The sequence below is a fragment of the Mycoplasma sp. 21DD0573 genome (genome assembly GCF_034863425.1).
Taxonomy (GTDB): domain Bacteria; phylum Bacillota_I; class Bacilli_A; order Mycoplasmatales; family Metamycoplasmataceae; genus Mycoplasmopsis.
In genome coordinates, this window is sequence record NZ_JAYFEZ010000002.1 from 41,012 (window position 1) to 61,212 (window position 20,201).

2 protein-coding genes are annotated in these 20,201 nt (G+C 29.6%); both read right to left on the bottom strand.

Features of this window, described 5'->3' with window-relative positions; translation table 4 throughout:
- Window positions 1-277: 277 nt before the first annotated feature.
- A complete protein-coding gene (locus VBM86_RS00390; RefSeq protein ID WP_323189480.1) occupies window positions 278-9,910 on the bottom strand; it encodes a hypothetical protein in 9,633 nt (3,210 codons plus the stop codon).
- A 332-nt stretch (window positions 9,911-10,242) separates the two neighbouring features.
- The gene (locus tag VBM86_RS00395; RefSeq protein ID WP_323189481.1) at window positions 10,243-20,055 is read right to left on the bottom strand and encodes a lipoprotein 17-related variable surface protein; all 9,813 of its coding nucleotides are present in this window, start codon (window positions 20,053-20,055) and stop codon (window positions 10,243-10,245) included.
- Window positions 20,056-20,201 lie beyond the last annotated feature (146 nt).

Consider the following 20,201-nt stretch of genomic DNA (forward strand, 5'->3'; position numbering starts at 1 on the left):
ATGAAAAAATTAAAACCTTTTTGAAAATTGTATCAATTTCAGGTATGACATTAATTCCTGTAGCATTTGTCGCTTCTTGTGAAGATTCTAAACAAAAGAAATAATCTGGCACACTAAAAGTGAACAGATGGGTTAATTAGACATAATAACATCTCAATGTTGTTGGGGGTGTTTCACATTTATGAAATTTTTTGATTTTTAAAAATACAAAAAAATCAGCACTATTTTTATCTAGTACTGATTGATTTTGATTGTTAATTAATTGTTAATTAAGTTCTTATTTCTTTTTACCGAATACAAAGATTAACATACCAATTAATCAAGTTGCTACTGAAGCAGCTATAAAGTATAGTCAAATCGCCATTGGTGAGTTGTCTTTCAATGCTTTAGTAATAGCTGTCGTAAGCACGTTTAACCCTTGAACATCTCCAACCTTATAAACTAATTGTTTAATGTTTTTAAGGTCTGTTGAGTTAAGTTTATTCTTAGCTTTTGTAGATGTTTTAAAGTAATCGTGTTTAATTACAGCGTTTGCTAAAGTATCGATATTAGCAAGTTCTGAAGCGTCAGCTAACGCTTCAAAGCTGTTTCTTGATTTGTTTGTTGTGATTGAATCAATTAAATCAAGTAAGTTTTGAGCTTTAGCAATAGCAGCTTCTCCATTTGCATCTGAGAATGCTTTTGAATTAAATTCATTAATTGCTTTAACAACATTTTCTCTATGTTTGTTTGAAGCATCTGTTCCATATGTGCTTTGTAAGTATTGGTTTGTTAAATCATTTAATTCATCTACTTTTTTATCGTAGTTAGCTTTGTTTAAAGCTTTAGCATCTTCAATAGCTTTTGCTAATGATTCAACATCTGTAGCGTTTTTAATAGCTTCAGAAGCTTTGAATTTTTCTGAATCTGATAAGTATGGAAGTTTAGCAACTTCTTTAAGAGCTTCTTCTTTAGCAGCATCTAAACTTGCACTTCCATCAAGAGCAGCAGTTGCATTGTTTAATTTATTTGTTAAATCAACGATATTATCTACTGACTCATTAAAGTTAGTAATATCTTTAATTGCTTCTACATTAGCTTTAGCTGCATCAAAGTTAGCTTTTGGTTGTTCTGAAGCTTTTGTGTAAGCAATTGTTTCTTGTGCTTTAGAAGCTTTATCTAGAGCTTCTTTAGCATTATTCATTAAAGTAGCATTGTTTACAATGTTATTTACATCTGTAACAGCTTCTTTAGCATTAATATCAGCTTTAGCAGTATCTTTTTGCGCTTCTGATAAGTAAATTAACTTATCAATAGCAGCAATAGCATCTGCTTTAGCTTTTGCTAAGTTTGAATCTCCGTTTAATGATTTGTGAGCATCTTTAAGAGTTTGCACTTTATCTTGTAAGTTTTCTACAGCGTTCTGGAAGTCTTCTTTGCTTTCTAACGAAATTAAATTATTTAATGCTGTAGTTAATGCATTTTGTTTGTTTGCATCAGCTTCTTTGAATTGAACTTTTTCTTTAACCGGAACAATGTCTTTAATTGTTCTTAGAGCAGCATCGACTGCTTTTGCATTTGAAACAATGTTATTTACATTGTCAATTGTGTTTTGTTCTTCAACTTTAGCTTTAGCAGCAGCTTTTTGTGTTTCTGAGATGTTTTGTAATGCATCAATATCTTGATTAGCTTTTTCTTTAGCTGTAGATAATCTATCTTTACCATCAAGGTTACTAATAGCATTTGCTAATTTGCTTGTTAATGATTCAATGTCTTGTACTTTGTTTTCAAAGTTCATTGTATCTTTGATTGCATTTACAGCGTCTTTAGCTTTATCAAATGCATCTTTAGCAGTTTTTGAAGCTTGTGTGTAATCCACTTTATCTAATTTGTCGTTAGCAGCTTCAAGTGTAGCTAATGCATTGTTTAATAATTTTGCATTATTAACAATGTCTTGTGCTTTTGCAAGTGTATTTGTTTCTTCAGATTTAATTAAATTTTTAGCAGCATCTTTTTGAGCTTCTGATAAGTTGGTTAATTTATCAATTTCTTTAATTGCTTCAGTTTTAGCTGTAGCTAATTTATCATCTCCATTTAATTTCCCAGTTGCTAATGTCATATCTGGTAATAAATTATCTGCGTTAGCAATTTGTTGTTTTGGATCTGTGAAGCTTGCAATAGCTTGCTTGATAGCGTCTTTAGCATTAGTAAATGTAGTTTGTCTATCTTCATCAGCTTCTGTGTAATCAGGAGTTGTTTGTTTTGCTTTAGCAGCCTCTAATGCATCAACTAATTCTTTTAATTTAGCAGCATTATTAAGGATTTGATCAATTAATTGTTTTGAATTTGTTGATTCATCTTCAATAGCAGCTTTAATTAAATCTTTTTGACCTTGAGATAATCCTTCAATTCCGTCAACTGTTTTCTTAGCTTCTTCTTTTGCTGTAGCTAAGTTAGCTAAACCATCAAGTAATTCAGATTTAGCATCTAAAGCACTAATAAGTGCATCAGGATCATCACTTAATACTTCAAAGTTTGTTGTGTTCTTGATTGCATCAAGTGCTTCTTTAGCTTTGTTAAAGTTCTCTTTTGGTTCATCTGAAGCTTCTACATAAGCTGGTGTGGTTTGTTTATTAGCAGCTTCTTTTGATTTAGCGATAGCTTGATCAACTTTTTGAGCATTTGAAAGCACGTTAGCTACTTGATCTTTAGTTGTAACGTTTCTGATTGCATCCTTAGCAGCGTCTTTTTGAGCTGGTGTTAAGTTTGTTAAAGCATCAATCTTAGCAATAGCATCATCCTGAGCTTCTTTTAAGTTTCTAGCTCCATCTAAGTTGCTGATTGCATTATTTAAGTTAGATGTTAATGTGTCGATGTTTGCAATAGGTTGTGAGAAGTCTTCAACATCTTTAATTCCATTAACTTTGCCTTTTGCAGCATCAAATGCATCTTTAGCAGTTTTTGAAGCATCAATGTATGCTTTTGTTTTTTCAACTTCATTTGCTGCGTTTAATGCTCCTTTAGCAGCATTTAATTTTTTAGCATTTTCAAGAGTTGCTTGAATGTCAGCAATTGTTTGTTTTTTCTCAACTTCAGCTTTAGCAGCTTGTTTTTGTGTATCTGATAAGTTTTCTAATCCTTCGATTTCAGCTTTAGCAGCAGCTTTTGCATCATCTAAGTTTTGTTTACCATCAAGTGAGTTGATTGCGTTTTTCAGTTCTTCTGTTTTGTTTGTGATTTGGTCAATTAGATTTGTTCTAAAGTCCATAATTGACTCAACACCTGGTAAGTTGTCAAATGCTGTTTGGGCAGCTTGTTTTTTATCTGTAGGTGTTGTTGATGCTTCTGTAAATTGTGGTTTTGATTTAACATCATTAAATCTTTGAACTTGTTCAATAGCAGCATCAACATTTGTTGCGTTTGTAGCAATGTCTTTTGCTTCTTGAACTGTTGTAGCAGCATTTACTAATTGTTTTGCTTTATCTTTTTGAGTTTCTGATAAGTTTTCTAATCCTTCGATTTTAGCTTTAGCAGCAGCTTTTGCATCATCTAAGTTTTGTTCACCATCAAGTGAGTTGATTGCGTTTTTAAGAGCTTCTGTTTTCTCTGCAATGTCAGCAATAGAACTTGTTGTAAAGTCTGTTACTGTTTCTACACCTGCTAAGTTGTCAAATGCTGATTGAGCAGCTTGTTTTTTATCTGTAGGTGTTGTTGATGCTTCTGTGAATTGTGGTTTTGATTTAACATCATTAAATCTTTGAACTTGTTGGATAGCAGCATCAACATTTGTTGCGTTTGTAGCAATGTCTTTTGCTTCTTGAACTGTTGTAGCAGCATTTACTAATTGTTTTGCTTTATCTTTTTGAGTTTCTGATAAGTTTTGTAAGTTTTCAATTTCTCTAAGAGCAGCATCTTGAGCATCTTTTAATTTGTTTGCTCCAGATAAACCATCTTTTGCGTTATTTAAATTATTAATTAATTCTTGTTTATTATCAACTTGTTGTGTTCCATCTGATTTTGCAGCAATAGCATTTTCAATTGCTTTTTTAGCGTCATTGAATTGTTGTTGTTCCTCAGGTGTTGATTGTGTGTATTTTGGAGAATTAATAATTTCTTTAGCTTCTTCAAGTTTTTGTGCTAATTCATTTAAGTCGTTAGCATTATTTTTAATGCTTTCTACAACTTGTGAATTTGCAGCTTTTTGAATTTGATCTTTAATTTTGTTTTTGATTTGTTCATCTAATGGAGATAACTTATCAATTTCAGCATTGGCAGCATCTCTTTTACTTTGAAGTTCTGTTTCTCCATTAAGAGCATTTTTAGCATTAGTTAAGTTTGCTAATTTAGTTACTAACTGTTCATCTGGATTTTGGAAGTCAACTTTTTGTTTTAAATCAGTAACTTTATCAAGTGCATTGTCAAATGCAGTTTGTAAACTTCTTTCTGCTTCTGTATATTTAACTTGTTGTTTAACTTTGCCATCTTCTTTAGCTTGTCCTAAAGCTGAATCAATATCTTGAGCATTTTTAGCAATAGCTTTTATTTGTTCTAAATCATTTGAATTTGCAACTAAATTGTTGGCAGCTGATACTTGAGTTGGTGTTATGTTTTGTAAATTATCAATAATAGATTTAGCTTTTGCTCTTTCAGTTCTAAGTCTTTCTTCTCCATCAAGAGCACCTTTAGCATTAGTCAATGCTTGTTTTAAGTCATGAATATTTGAAATTGGATTGTTAAAATCAGTATGATTGCTATATGCAGCAACTGCTTTTTTAGCATCATCAAATGCTTGTTGATTTGAAGCTTGTGTGTAGTTTGGTGTAGTTTCTGTTGCGATTGCATCTTTTAAAACACCTAAAGCATCATTTAATTTAGATGCATTGTTTTTGATTGACTCGATTGAATCAAGACTGTCTGCAGCTTTAATAGCAGCTTTAGCAGCGTCTTTTTGAGCTTTTGATAAATTAGACATTCCTTCAATAACAGCTTTAGCTTCTATTTGAGCTGTAGTTAATCTATCTTGACCATTAAGACCCTCAATAGCATTTTTTAAGTTTTTAGCTAATTGAGCATCAACTGGTTGAGTAAAGTCTGTTTGATCTTTAATGTTGTTAACTGCATTTTTAGCATTAATAAATGGTTGCTTTCTATCATTTGAAGCTTGTTTATAGTTTGCAGTTTTTTCTGCTTCTAACGCTCTTTCTAATTGAGCTTTAGCAGCATCAAGATTTTCTACATTTGCTTTAATAGCATCAATTGTTGCAACTACATTTGAACCATTAACAGAATTTTTTGCAGTTGTAATTTGTTCTTCACTTAAGTGTGATGCAGCATCAATAGCAGCAAGCGCTTCTTGTCTTGCAGTTTTTAATCTTTCATCTCCATTAAGAGCTTCTCTTGCAGTTTGTAATCTTTGTAAATCTGTAGATAAGTTAGGAGTTGGTTGTGTAAACTCTGTTACTGATTTTCAAGATTGTAATTCTCCAACAACTGAATCAAAGTTTCTTTGTGAACCATCTTCGGATTGTTTGTAATTATCTGTTTGTTTAACAGTTTCATTATCCTTAAGCTGACCAATAGCATTATTTAAATCTCTTACATTTTCAGAAATAGAATCTATTAATGCAAGAGTTTGTGCATTATTAATAGCTTCAATAGCTTTTGTTTTTTGAACCTCTAATAAATGAGGTATTTGAGCAGCATCATTAATTTTAGCAATAGCAGCTTCTCTAGCCTTTCTTAATCTATCATTCCCATTAAGAGCAGCTGTTTTAGTATTTAAATCACTTGTTAATGTTTGGATATTTGGTGTTTCATATTCAAAATTATTTTGTGATTTAATTGCATCTACTTTTGCTCTAGCACTTTCATATGCTTCTTTTTTGTTTGTATCTGCTTGTAAATGGTTTGGTGTTTGTCATTGAGCATTTGCAGTTTCTAATGCGGCTAAAGCAACATTAAGTTTTTCAGCATTAGCCCTAATTGATTGCACTTTAGCAATTGAGTCTGTCGCGTCTTTTTCTACAGTAGCTATTGCAAGATCTCTTTGTGATTGTTCATCTAATTTAGTATATGACTTAATATCTCTGATAGCATTCTCTTTAGCTTTTGCTAAGTTTGTATCCCCATCAAGAGCAGTTGTTTTTCTCTTAAGATCAATTGCAGCTGCATTAAATTGACTTTGTGTTGTTTTGTTTACAAGTGATTCAAAGTTTGTCTCTGTTTCTAAGTTGTAAGCGTTTATTTTACCTAATGATGTATCAAAAGCTGTTTTTAGGTTTGTTGGTGTTGTTGAAGCTTCTGTATATTTAGGTGAATTCTTTGCTGTTTTAGCATCATTAAGAATAGCAAGAGCATTATTGACTAATTTATATGCTGCTACTAAATCTTTAAATTCTTCATTTGTTGATTTTGAACTAATTAATTCTTTTGCTTTAAGTTTTTGCTCTTTTGATAAGTTTTTTAAATTATTAATTTGATCAAAAGCATATTGTTTTTGTACTTCTAATAATTTATCATTAACACCGGCAATTGTATTTTGTGAATCAATTTCATTTTTAGCAGTTTGTTTTTGCGTTGAAGTTCAGGTGTCAGAGCTAAATCCATCAATAGTATTTTTAGCAGCTGTTTTTGCATTATTTAAGTTTGTAGTTCCATCTAGATTTCTAATAGCATTTTGTAAATTAGTAGTTAAGCTATCAATATTTGGAATAGCAGTTTTAAAGTCGCTTGTATCTTTTATAGCATCAACAGCATTTCTTGCCGATTCAAAAGCAGCTTTTTTATTTGTTGGTGTTGTTGAAGCTTCTGTATGGTTAGGCTGATTAAGATGATTTTTATTAGCAATTTGTAATTGTTCACGTGCAACATTTAATTTTCTTGCATTTGAAACAATTTCATCAACTTTAGCACTTGAGTTTGTATCTATCCCATTTACTTGACTTTTAGCAAGTTGTGTTTGAGATGGTGATAAGAAAGTCAATTTGCCAATTTCAATTAAAGCGTTTGATTTAGATGTAGATAAATTTGTATTTCCATTTAAATCATTAATAGCAGTAATCATATTTGAGACTAAAGTGCTTAAATCACTGGTTGGAGTAGTAAAGTTTGTATTATCTTTTACTCCATTAAGAGCTTCAAATGCATTATCGAAGTTTGATTTATTTGGATTCGGTGTTGCTTCAATATAGTTTGGTTTAGCTTTTTCTGCAAGAGCTTGGTCATATTTAGCTCTAGCATTTGATAAACCTTCAACATTTGTTTTTACTGCATTAACTGAATTAATTGTTGTTTGTTGATTAATTTGTTTTTCAGCTTCATCTTTTTGTGTACCACTTAAATTTAAACGTTTAACTGCAGCAATAGCATTTGTTTTAGCTGTGTTTAAATTCGCAACTCCATCAAGATTATCTGTTGCACTTGATAAATTAGTTAACTTAGTTTGTAAGTCTGGATATGCTGTTTCAAAGTCTGTATATGTAGTTAAATCATTTAATGCTGAAATAGCATTATCAAAGTTTGATTTATTTGGAGTTGTTGATGCTTCTGTATATCTTATTTCATTATTTGATTTAATCTCTTTAGCAGCGGTAAGTTTTGGAACTTCATTATTAACAGTTGTTGCATTATTAACAATGGCATCAATTTGATCTTTAGATGATTTTGAGTCAATTAAACGTTTAGCAGCATCTCTTTGAGTATTTGTCAAGTTACTTAATTGAACAATTTTGTTTTTAGCATCAAGTTTTTGTGCTTCAAATAATTTATCATTAACGCCAGCAATTGTAGATTGACTTTTAACTTCATTATTAGCATTATTTTTTTCTGTTCCACTCAAGTTTGGAAGTGAATTAATAGTTTGTTGAGCAGCAGCTTTAGCAGCATTCACATTATCAAATCCGTTAAGTGCTTTACGAGTTTCTACTAATGCATCTTTAGCAGATTTAATTGTATTAATAGATTGTGATGAGTAGGTTGAAATATCTTTTAAATTTTCAGCAACTTTGATCGCTTCATCAAAATTATCTTTTTTATTATCGCTCGGTTCTTTTGCACCTGTTGTAGCTTCTGTGTAATTACTATGATTATTATTATCCGGGTTTTCTTTAATATCCTTAGATAGCTCTAATTCTTTTCTTAAATCATTAAGCTCTTCTGCTCAAGTTCGAATAGGAGTAGCATCTGAAATACTTTTTGCATTACTAATTAAATTTCAAGCTTCATCTCTTTCAAGTGTCAATAATTTATTTAGAGGTATTAATGATACAGTAGTTCCATCTTCTTCTCAAGTTGGATTACTTTCAAAAAGGACTTTTCTGGCTTTCTCTTTGAAATTATCGAAGTTTATCTTTCCATTTAATTTCAATCTTGCTTGATTTAAACTTTGATATGCTGTGTTAACTTGAGGTTGTCTTGCACTATTATTTTCAAATACTTTTTTAGCTGCTGTTAAAGCTGCATTGTAAGCATTTTTTAAATCATCATCTGCATCAAGATATGGATGCTGATTAAAGAAATCACCTTTCGAATAATTAATTTCTTCTTCAAGTTTTGTTTTATCAGCTTTTTTTCTGTATATAGTTTGCACTACTACAGCATCTTCTAGAAATGAATTATTAAGTTTTTTTCTATATACATTCTTATTTGTTGAAACAATATCAAATCCAGGTATTGCAGTAGGATTAAATGAAATAGAGTTCGCTTTCTGCTCATTTGAAAGTCCATTTAAACTAGCAGGAATAATATCATTTATTAAATATTCATTTTTCACTGTATAAGATGCATTGCCTGATGTTGGAGTTAATCTTTGCGCAGGAATTTGAATATCTTTAGTGAATGTTTTATATGATCAATCCACTGGAGATGTAATAGTCTTTGTTAATGTTGAATTGGTTGCAGGTATATTTGTAGTGTCATAAATATCCTCAAACACTTGTTCTACAATAACAGGATATCTTTCGAATTTCTTTGTTTCTTTCTTTCTAACACCATTTAAGAGAACTCTAGAGTACGTACCATCATCTTGCCGTGATCTTTCAGATGTCATAACTCCTGAAAAATAACCTTTTTGTGCACCTGGAATAGGTGCTGTTTTAAATTTAATCTCAAATTTTGAATGATCTCATCCGGCAGTTTGAAATTCATAATCGTAAGTAAAATCTCTAATTGATGTTTTCTTACCATCAATAAATTTACCACCTGGATCATTAATATCGTTTCTATTTCATGTCGAAAATAGAAGATTTTGGTTATGATTAGAACTATTGCTTGGTTTATTCTGAAGGTTATATCACTCAACTTTAGCCAGTGAAGATCTAGTTAGCTCATCATTTGTACCATAGTGATGTCAAGAACCACCAAGACCAACTTGTTTTAATTGACTTGAAGATAATTCATGTCCTGGTTGTAACGTAACTGAACTAGTGATTAGTCTATCAGAACCATCTTTTTCGAATCTCTTAATTTCGACAGGTGAACTTAATTGTATGTCTTTAGTAAGAAAGAAAGCAAAATATGCTTTTTGTTCACTATCAATACCTTCTATTTCTACGAAACCAAAAGGTTTAAAATACTGAAGTGTCCAATCAATTGTGCCATCTTCATTTACGACTTTATCTATTTGCATAGATTCTCTTACTTTGGACTCAGGAAACTCTTTTATGTGACTCCATGATCAATGTTTATAATAGTATGTTCCATATTCATCACAATCTTCTCATACATAATCTGTCTGACTTGGATGGAATGTTCCTATATTCTCTCTACCTGTTCAATTTTGAATACCCTCATCTCATCTACCTGTTGGTGATAAACTCACTTCACGGGGTTCATTATTTGCAGATGCACTTACTGTTGTAAGTAAAGCAAGTGGAGCTGTAACTCCTGCGCTTAAAGGTAAAAGAATTCATTTTTTCTTGTTTTTCAAGTTCATAAAATTTCCTTTTTCAATAAATACTTAAGGAAGCTAAAAATATTAATTTTAAGCTAGAAAAGCACTTATTTTATTCTTTTTTATAAGTCAAATATTCATATTAAATATACTTATATATAGCATAAAAATCATCTTTGAGGCAACTTTTTTTTTTTTTTTTTTTGCAAAAAATGTAATTTTTTACATATTTTCACCCTTAAAGTTTCACATTTATGAAATTTTTAAGTGATTTTTCTGAAATTTTTTTGGTTTTAAAAAAATACAAAAAAATCAGCACTATTTTTATCTAGTACTGATTGATTTTGATTGTTTATTAATTGTTAATTAACTTCTTATTTTTTCTTTCTACCAAATACAAAGATTAACATACCAATTAATCAACTTACAAATGAAGCAGCTACAAAGTATGGTCAGATTAAGATTGGTGATGCTTGTTTTAATTTTTTATCAATAATTGTTTGTTTAACCACATCTTCATTTTTATAAGAGTTAAGATTATTTAAAATTTCATCTGAATCGGCAATTGCTTTATTAATTGCATCTTGTTTATCTTTAGATAATTTTTCAAATTTCTTAGATTTGGTTAAATCTACTAAATCATTTTTAGCTTTAGCCAATTCTTCAGCATCAACATGTAATTGAGTAATTTGATTATGTTTATTATCAAATTCTGTGCTTGTAGCATTATTATCTAAAATGTTATTGATTAATGTTGCTTTGGTTGTGTCATTAAGCACTTCGCTCTCTTTAACTTGTTGAATTAATTTGTCTTTAGCTTTAATGTTATTTAAGTCATTTACAAAGCTTGAATCATTAACTAAATTCAGTGTTTCACTAATTAATTTATCTCTCGTTTCATCAGAAATTTTGTTGTCTTTAGCTTCTTGATGTAATTGATCAATTAAATCTAATCTAGCTTTTTCATTCTCTAATTTATTAGTAAATTCTTCGCTTGTTTCATCTAATTCTCTAATGTTTTGAGAAATTGAATCTTTTTGTTCTTGTGTCAAGTTTGGATTTTGTCTAACTTGATCAATTACTTCTTGTTTCTTGTTAATGTTTTTAGCTATTTCATAGTATTTTTCGTCTTTTGGATCATTAGCTAAAACGTCTTCAACTAATTGAGCTTTGTCTTCTTGGCTTAAGTTTGGATCTTCTTGAATTTCTTTCAATTTATTGAATTGATCACGAATTTTGTCAAGGATTACTGGAGCTTTGTCATCGTTTCCCTTGAATGAATTTATTTCATTAATTAAAGCTTCTTTTTGTTCATTTGGTAGATTTGAAGCTTTAATTTCGTCTATTAATTTTTGTTTTTCTTTAACCTTATCAATTTGGTAATTTAATGCTGATTTAGCTTGTTTATTGTCTAATTCAGCAATTTCATTTGCTAAATTGTTCTTTGTAGTTTCAGGTAAATTGTCATCGTTTCTAATTTCTTTAATAGCGTCTTGTTTGATTTTTTCATTGTTTAACTCTTCATTAAATTTAGGACTATTAGGCTCAATGTCGGCTATGTTTTCGCTTAATTTAGCCTTATCGTCTTCTGTTAATGAATCGTCATTATTTAATGTTTTATATGCATCTTCTTTAGCTTTGATTTTATCAAGCACATCATCATAGTTTGCTTGTGTTGAATCTGCTTTAACAATGTCATCAATCAAGTCTGTTTTTTGTTCTGGAGTTAAATTGTCATCATTCTTAATTGTTTCAATTAATTTTGCTTTATCAACAATTTTGTCTAAATTGTTTAAAAAGTCTTCTTTAGTAATTGCTTCATCGTCGTTAGGAGATTGAACATTATTTAATTGGTCAATTAAGGCTGTTTTTTCTTCATCTGTTAAATTAGGATTACTTTGAATTTTTTCAATTGCTTTATTTCTAAAGTAATCATAGTTAGTTTCTCCATCAAGTGCTTTTTCAGCTGCTATTAAAGCTTTTTGTAAGTCTTGAACTTCTTTTAAGTTTAAGTTATTACCACTAGGAACAACTAACGCATCAACTTTGGCTTTAACATTATCATAATTTGTTTTTGGTTCTTCAGTTGCTGCTACATATTTATAATTACCTTCTTGGGCTAAATCATTAGCTATTTCTTGAGCTTTAGCTTTAATTTCTGCCATTGCGTTATCAAGAAGTTTAGCATCTTCACCAACTTGTTTAAGGTCGGCAATTAATTTTTTCTCATTTAATGATTCTTTAAGGGCTGCTTTTTGAGCATCATTTAAATGTTCTAAAGCATCGATATCAGCAATAATTTGTTGTTTTACTTCATCAAATTTCTCATTACCATCTAGTGCTTGTTCAGCAACTTTAATGTTATTAATTAAGTCAGCAACTGCTTCTGGGCTTAGTTGAGCACCACCATTTTCTTTGTCAACTAAAAATGTAGCTTCATTTAATAAATCATCATATTTATTACGAGGATCTTCATCAGCATTTAAGTATTTAGGTGTGTCTTTAACTGGTGCTTGATTTGCTAATTCTTCTTTTAATAAGCCCATTTGCTCATTTAAGTTAGTTGCATTAGCAACAATTTCGTCAATTTTTTCTGGTGATGTTGCATTATCGATTTGAGTAGTTAAAGCTGCTTTTTGTAAATTATTAATGTGTTCTAATTCTTCTAATTTAGCTAAAGCTTCTTCTCTACGTTTTTTAATGTTTTGTTCACCATTTAAGGCATCAATTGCATCATGAACGGCTTGGTTTTGGTTTTTAATTCTATCTAAATCAACAATATTATTAGTATCAGAATTTGGCTCATTTAATTTAGCTAATAATTCTTTAGCTGCTTCAATGGCTTCATCATATTCGCTTTTTACATCAGGTTCTGAACCAGTGTAATGAATTGACTCTTTAATGCCACTTTCACCATTAATATTGTCTTTAAGCATTTTGGTTAAATCGTTAATTTGCTTGTTCTTAGCATCAACTGCATTAACATCAGCAATTGATGTTTGGGCATTGATTTGGTTAATTAAAACTGTTTTTTGAGCATCTGTTAAATCAGTGTAAGTTGGATTATCACCAGTGATTTTAGCAATCGCTTCATTTTTAGCTCTTTGTAATCTTTCTTCACCATTTAAATTGTTGATTGCTTTATTTAATTTTTTGATTGCTTCATTAACTTGGTCTAATGATAAATTAGCACCATCAGTTTTATTTAAAGCATTGTCACGATTAGTAATTTGATTGTTATATTCAGCTTGTCTATCTTCAAATGCTTCTTTATATTTGATGCTTTCTTTATCAACAGTGGCAATTTCGCTATATGTTTTCATTGCATTATCTAATGATGTAGCATCATTTTCAAATTCATTAAGTTCAGCTAATGGAGTTTTATAAACTTTGTCAATTAAAGCCGCTTTTTGAGCATCATTTAAATATTGCTTGTCATTAATAGCCTTAATTAAAGCTTTTTTGGCCTCATCATCGGCTTTTGCTTGGGTTAAAATGTCATTAAGATTTTTGTCATATTTTTCACCGTCTGCAGTGTTTAATTCAGCCTCATTAACGGCATCTTTATAAGCTTGTTTTTCTGCTGGTGTTAAATGTGTTAATTTGTCTATTTCATTATTAACGTTAGTTTTAGCTAAGTTTAATGCTTGGTTTAGATAATCAGTCACTTTTTCAGCGCTTAACTCTTTGTCATCGGCATTAATTAAATTGATTAACGCTTGCTTGTTGGCAGGAGTTAAGTTATCAAAATTATTTAATTTATCTTTAAGATCGCTTCTAATTCCATCTAATAGGTCTTTAGCTTGATTTGCTTCACTTACTTTGGTGTCTAAATTAGTAGCTTCGCTGTTAAGATCATCAGCACTTACAGAAGTTAAGTCTTTGTTACTTAATTCATCTAAAGCATTTTGAATATTTTCAAGTGCTGTATCGTAAGCGTCTTTATTTTCTTTATCTAATTTATAAACATCATTGTTTTTGTAATTATTTAATTCGACTAATTGTTTTTTAGTATCGGCAATTTTGGCATCTAATGTTTCTGCTGCTTCTACAATAGTTTCAGCATCTGCTTGAGCGTCGGCGTTAGCAATATTTTCTTTTAATTGCGCTTTTTGTTTTTCAGTTAAATTGTTTAAAGCATCAATTCTTTCGTTTAATGCATTTTGGTTTTGATCACCATTTAACTCACCATAAGCAGTTTGTAAATTGCTTAATACTGTTTCAACAGCACTTAATTCTGAGTTAGCACCATTAGTTTTATTAAGTAATTCTTGAGCTGCTGATAAAGCGTTATCATAAGCTTGTTTTTTATCAGCATCTGCTAAAGTATAAACAATAGCTGTTTTAGCATCATTGTTTTGATCATTTTCAACTGTTTTTTTAGTTAAAGCAGTTAATTCAGTTTTAACAGCATCACTTAATTCTTTCATTTTGGCATTTAATGTGCTTGCTGTTGCACTATGAGTTTGAATTCCTTCAGTTGAAGTAGCTGATCTTAAATCTGTTTTATAAGCTTCTAATTGATTGTTATTTAAATAAGGGTAATTATTTGTTGCATCTGCAATAGCTTTTTCAATTTCTGCTTTAAGTTGAACTTTAGCTACTTCGTCAAGAGTATTAGCGTTTGCTAATTCATCTAATAAAGCTTGTTTTTTTGCTTCAGGAACATTGTTATTAATGTATTCAATAACTTTTTCTTTTTCAGCTTGTAAAGTTGTTTTAAATCCTGTTAAAGTAATTGTTCTTGTGTTAGTTGAAACAACCGCTGGGTTTTGTGGATCATTATTTGAATTCAATATTGCTTTGGTTGAAGCGATTTTGAATGTTATGTTTAATGTACCATTGTCATTGTTTGGCGATAATTCAATACTATTTAAATAACCTTCAACATTTAAGTCTGCCGGGTTGTTAAACGCTTTAATGGCTTCTTTAGCAACTGCACTTGGTAATTGATTTCTATCAATTGCGTTAGTATCATTTTCATTAATAGTAAATGGAATGTTTGAATCAGCTAAAATAGCGTCCACTCTTTGTTGTTCAGTTAAAGTGCTTAAAGCATTATTGTTATTTAATGTATAAACTTTGGTTGATTTAACATTTTCAAGATTTTCTTTAGTTGATTGATATTTGTAACTTAAGTCTAATTTACCTGTTAATTCATTTGGATTTGAAATAACTAAATCAACTGGAGTTACATTGTCAGGCATAGTTGAAGAAATGAATTCAACTTCATTAGTGTCAACTTCACTTGCTGTATCTGTAGCTCGATTTGCATCTTTAACTTTAGCTAAAGCAAGAGATAAGCCATTTAATCTTGCTAATTCTTCACCATAACGTTCTTGTCCATTTAAAGCATCAATTGCGCCTTTAATTTTTTTGTTTAAAGCATCAATTGTTTCTTTATTCATTAAATTATCATTATTGTTAGTATTTAAAGCATCTACTAAATCTTCTGCTTCTTTAATCACGCCACCTTTTTGATTATTATTTTTAGCAGGATTACCATCATAGGCAGCTCTTAAATCATTTGTTGTGTAAATATAATCATCACCTGCTGTTACAGTATCTTGACCTGCTATGTAATCACGTAAGGTTTTCATTGAAGAATTTAATTCACTATTGGTTGCGTCTTGAGTAGTAACACCATCAATTGTTGTTTGTTCATTAATTAAAGCAATTGCTTTTTCTTTTTGTTTATCAGTTAATGATGAATAATCAGAATTAATTTTTCTAATCGCTTCATCTTTAGCTTCTTGTAATTTTTCATCACCATTTAAATCACTAATTGCATCTTGAATTGCTTTAGTTCTCTTTTTAACTTCTTCTAATGATAAATTAGGTCCTTGAGTTTTATTAACATCGGTTTTTTGTTGATTTACTGCATTATCTAAAGCACTCTTATTATCATTATCTGCTTGAGTATAATCTGTGCCTTCTTTAATTGTTTCGATGTTATTAGTTGCACCGTTGTAAGCTTCCATTGCATCATTTAAATCACTTGCATTTTGCGCAATTTTATCTAATTTATCTAGATTAGCTTGATCAATTTCATTTTTAAGTGCTGTTTTTTGTGCATCATTTAAAGATTGATAATCATCAATTGCTTTTTTCTTTGCATCTTTTTGATTTTGTTCATATTGAGCTTGAGTTAAAAAGCCAGTTCTAGTTTGTGATGCTGAAACATCACTATAAATATCATTGTCATTAACTACTTCTTCAGTAATTGTTACTAAATCTTCTTTAGTTCTTGTAGTTTTTAATTTATATGTATATGAAACTGAACCATCAGTATCATTAGCTGTAGGAGATGATAAATTAGTTAATTCAACTTGGTTATTAGTTCCATAATTATTTGCTAAAGCAATTGTGTAATCAGTATTTAAAGTTGAATCTGAAGCACGTTTAATAGGGTTTGCAGTGATGTTAAGAACTGTATTTTTGTTAGCATCTGTATCTTGTTTGACTAAATTATTTAATCTAGTACTTTCTGTTTCAAAACCAGTAATTTCTGCAGTTTTTTCATCAGAAATTGCACTTGCATTTACAGTTGATTGCAATTTATATGCAATTTTAATTTTTCCGGTTATATCGTTATAACCAAGATATCTAACACTATCTGCATAAATTTGTGTTTTTGTTGGTAATACTCAAGCAATATCTTCAGTATTATTATTTCTGTTTACAACAGCTGAAGCTTGAATATTTGGTTTTTCACTCGCATCTTTATAATCTGGAGTAGCACTTAATTTATTAACTCTATTTTGCTCATTAGCAAAACCTGTAATATCATAGGTTTTATCTTGAGTATAAACATTAGTTTTATCACTTGATTTTACTACTCTATAAGTAACAGTTAAAGTTCCGGTGTCATTATTACCGCTAATAGAAATAACTTCAGTTTCTAAACCGTTATCATCAGGAGAAATGCTTAGTTGAGAAACTAATTTTTTGTCAGCAGTTGTAGGTTCAATGTTTTTATCTGGATAATCAAAAGTAGCAGTATAGTCTTTAATTCTGCCTCTTTCATTATTAATATCAGTTCATTTATCAACAATTGCTTTAATGTTTTTATCTGAACCTATTAAAATTTTGTCAACAAACGGTTGATTTGCATCATAACTATCTTTGTAAAGAGTAGCATTATCTATTTCTTTTTTAACTTGATTTTTTTCTGTTTCTGTTAACTCATTTAATGCTGAAATTTTAGTTTTAGCTGTTGCTTTTGCAGTCACAAAAGCACTAGACATATGGTCATTTATTTTTTTAATAAATGCATTATTTACAATAAGTGTGACTGTATTGTCATTATAAGAAAAAATATTGAATGTACTCAAAGCATTTTTTAAATCATTTTTAGCAGTTGTTTTTTGATTTGCGTCTAAATAGTTAAATTTATCTATTTCCGTATTAAATTCATTAATTGCACCGTCAAGACCTTTTACTTTTTCTATTCATTGTTTAGCAAAAATGTCATTATTATCATTATAAAACTTAGTAAGAATATCGGTTGATTCAAAAATATTTTCAATAGTTTTATCAGAAGCATTTGTTAAGTTTTTATCAAATGCATCAAGAGCTTTTAAATTAATCTGACTTGTAGAACTTGCAAATTCAAAAGAACCTAAATTATTAAAGTCATTTTGTGATTGTTTATAATTTTCAATTTGTGACTTAACTGAATTTTTGTCATTATTTAATTTATTAACTTTACCAATTAATTCAATAATTGTTTTAATTTGCTCGTTTGTAGCATCTAAATTAGCAAATGGACTTAGTCGGCTTTTTGAACTAAGGTCTTTAACTTGATCTTTAATTGTATTGATAATGAGGTCTTTAGCTTTATTATAATTTCCACTATAAGTTAAAGAATTTTGTTGAGTAATTGGATATTGTTCTAATTTTGCAAAATATTTTTCGATTTCGGTTTTACCACTATTTATTACAGCAGTTAAATAATTATTAAGTGCATTGTAGACTGAATCCATTGAAGATTTTAAACTATTATATGATGCTCCACTTGGATTAGAAATTGAATATTCTGTAGAAGTAGTTCTATCAATTGCACCAGATTCGGTATTGTATTCAGTTGAACGGAAATTAATTTTGTTAATGTTTCTACTTATTATTGAATCTAAATTATCTTTAGATGATTTTGTAGCTAAAGCATAAATGATTTTTTTAGTTATATTTGCATTGTAACTTGAATCATAAACATTATTACTTAAAGGAAAATCACGAATTTCTTTATATTTTTTTTCAATTGATTCTTGTTGCTTATCAAGAGTATCGATTTTAGTTTTTCAGTCGGTTAAAAGTTCAGTCTTTGAATATTCATTGCTTGCATTAAATCCTGTTTCATTATCCAATGCCATTTTTAAATAAGATTTTTGCCCTTTATTTAATCATTGTTTAGTGTCAACATATTTCTTAGCTAATTCAAGATCAGTATATGTATAAGTAATTGAATTGAATTCAATTCCATCACTATCAAATCTACTTGATGGCAATGGGCTAGCGGTTAATGAACTACCGTTTTTAACTTTTCATTTTTTAGCATCTCTACTATTAATTGTACTTGTTAAACGTAAAGAATTTCTACTATTTACTGCTTTTGTATCTTGATAAACACTTTTGATACTAATTGTTTTTTTGTTTCTATTAATTCCATCTTTATTAATCTCATAATTAATATTTGAATTTCCATTTTCAGTAATTCTTAAAGTCGTTTCCGGAAATGCATCACTCTTAGGATCATAAAGATCAGAACCAAGTTCTGAATCAACAAGTTCTAAAGTATAGAATTTTTTACGTTGAGACTCAGATCTATCAGCTATTTTTCAAAATCCAGAAACAATTCTTTGATTATCGTCATCATCTTTTTGACGATATTCAGCTGATCCAAAGAAAGATTTATTGGTTGTTGATGAACCGGTATTACCAAAAAATGTTGTAGTGCTTGCGTTAGCCACATCATTATATGGCTCAAATTCTACTTCTGCTACTGCTCCAGCAACTAAATAATCAAGCTTTTTATCCATTTCAATATTGAAGACAAATAAACCACCTTGATTGTTATATATAATGTCAGCTGGTCTATCATTATTAATAAGATTTTTTTGGAATAAACCAAAATTTACATATGAACCACTGCTATTTGATAACTGAAATCCTCTTGATCTAATATCTGACATATTGGTTGGAGTAGATACTAAAATATCATACATTCCGTTATGCTTATCTGAAGATCTATAATTGTCTCAAGTTCTTTTTTGACTAAGCAAATCAGCACTCAACCCATTTGTATATGATGTTGGAGTGTTTTTGTAATAAGGCAAGTATGCATAATTAGTTAATCATGCTTCTAAAGTATCTCCAGCTTGAGAAGCACGAAGAGGATCTTTATTTACTCTTTGTACTTTTCCAATTCAAGGTGAAATATCATAATCAGATAAGTTAGCATTTTTTTCTTCTTTTAATTTGATAGTATAAGTTTTTTGTTGTAAAACATTTGAATTATTTCTATCATCAACTTTAATATACAAGTGAATTTTAATATCACTTGCTATTTTCATATCATTTGAAAAATAAAATGCTCCTGTATAGAATGTTGATTGCGCACCTTGAGTTGCAGAACCATGTAATGGTTTATTAACTAAGTTGTAACCTATTTTAAATCTTTTGGTATCAGTGCTTGCATTATATCCATTTCCATTTCATCACGGTCCATGATCTACACCTTTATTTTCAAAACCATCTACTTGTCAAGAATAAAGTGTTCCACTTTCTGTTGCATAATTAGTACCTGTTCAATCAGAAACATTTACGTTATTTGGAAAACCTGGATTTGTGGCATCAAATAATCTAAATCATGAATCCCCAACCGCTCGATATTGTCAATTAGCATTGGTGTCATTGAAATTCTGATTACCGTTTGAATTAAAAATATTTATATATCTATATGGTGCATATCTGGCATTATGATTTGAAGTTGGAAGTGAATTATAGTTCTTTCAAAGATTATCCTGTAAATCAATATTAACTTTATCAAAAGTTCAATTAGTGCCTAAAACAGTTTTACTTTGCACATTGGTTGAAGTTGTAGTCGTCGAAAGAGTCAAAACAAGTCCTGCTAATGGTACTGATGCAGGAACAATTAAAAGGCTCCTTTTTAAAGCTTTATTTTTCATACATATCTCCTATTCTATATATATATATATATGTAATATAAGTGTCAATTGTATCAGAATTATTAGAAGAATTATGAAAAAATTCAAACTTTTTGAAAATTACGTCAATTTCAGATATGACGTTAATTCTTGTGGAATTTGTTGCT